Raw genomic sequence first — 1,236 nt, 5'->3', positions numbered from 1 at the left:
TAGGACCGTTATAGTTACGGCCGCCGTTTACTGGGGCTTCGATTCAATGCTTTACCTTGCGGCTGACATCCCCTCTTAACCTTCCAGCACCGGGCAGGTGTCAGGCCCTATACGTCAACTTGCGTTTTGGCAGAGCCCTGTGTTTTTGCTAAACAGTCGCCTGGGCCATTTCTCTGCGGCCTCTCTTGCGAGGAGGCTCCCCTTCTCCCGAAGTTACAGGGTTAATTTGCCGAGTTCCTTAGCCGTGATTCACTCGAGCACCTTAGAATATTCTTCTCGACTACCTGTGTCGGTTTACGGTACGGGCTGCATTCAGCTGATGTTTCAAAAGCTTTTCTTGGAAGCGTTTTCGTATGTTCGCTTCGCCCGTAGGCTCTGCTCAACGCACTATTCCGTCAGTACGTACATACCACAATACTCCGTCACTCTTTCACACTGAACGCAGGGGCAGGAATATTAACCTGCTGTCCATCGGTAATCGCCCTTCGGCTATACCTTAGGCCCCGCCTAACCCTCCGTTGATTAGCATAGCGGAGGAATCCTTAGTCTTTCGGTGTGCGGATTTCTCATCCGCATTATCGTTACTTATGCCTACATTTGCTTTTCTCACCAGTCCAGCCCGGCTTACGCCAAACCTTCACCCCTGTGAGAATGCTCCCCTACCGATCGTAATAAATTACTATCGCATAGCTTCGGTAATATGCTTGATGCCCGTTTATTATCGATGCCCGCCCCGCTCGACCAGTGAGCTGTTACGCACTCTTTAAATGTATAGCTGCTTCCAAGCTAACATCCTGGCTGTCTCTGCAGTCGGACCCCCTTAGTTCAACTTAGCATATATTTTGGGACCTTAGCTGATGCTCTGGGTTGTTCCCCTCTCGGACTGGGACCTTAGCACCCCAGCCCTCACTGCCGTGTATATCATAGCCCATTCGGAGTTTGTCAGAGTTTGGTAGGATTTGACTCCCCCTAGCCCTATCAGTAGCTCTACCTGACCATGACTCAACCACGACGCTGTTCCTAAAAACATTTCGGGGAGTACGAGCTATTTCTCAGTTTGATTGGCCTTTCACCCCTACCCTCAGTTCATCCGAAAACTTTTCAACGTTTACCGGTTCGGTCCTCCACGATGTGTTACCAGCGCTTCAACCTGACCAAGGGTAGATCACCAAGTTTCGCGTCTACAGCCACTGACTAATCGCCCATTTCAGACTCGCTTTCGCTTCGGCTCCTTCA

At 50.6% G+C, this 1,236-nt stretch carries 1 rRNA gene; it reads right to left on the bottom strand.

The window, feature by feature from the left end:
- Nucleotides 1-1,236: ribosomal RNA gene (locus BMY70_RS30600) — 23S ribosomal RNA — on the bottom strand; the annotation flags it as partial.

The organism is Dyadobacter koreensis, assembly GCF_900108855.1.
GTDB lineage: Bacteria > Bacteroidota > Bacteroidia > Cytophagales > Spirosomataceae > Dyadobacter > Dyadobacter koreensis.
This window is presented reverse-complemented; position numbering and strand designations above follow the sequence as displayed.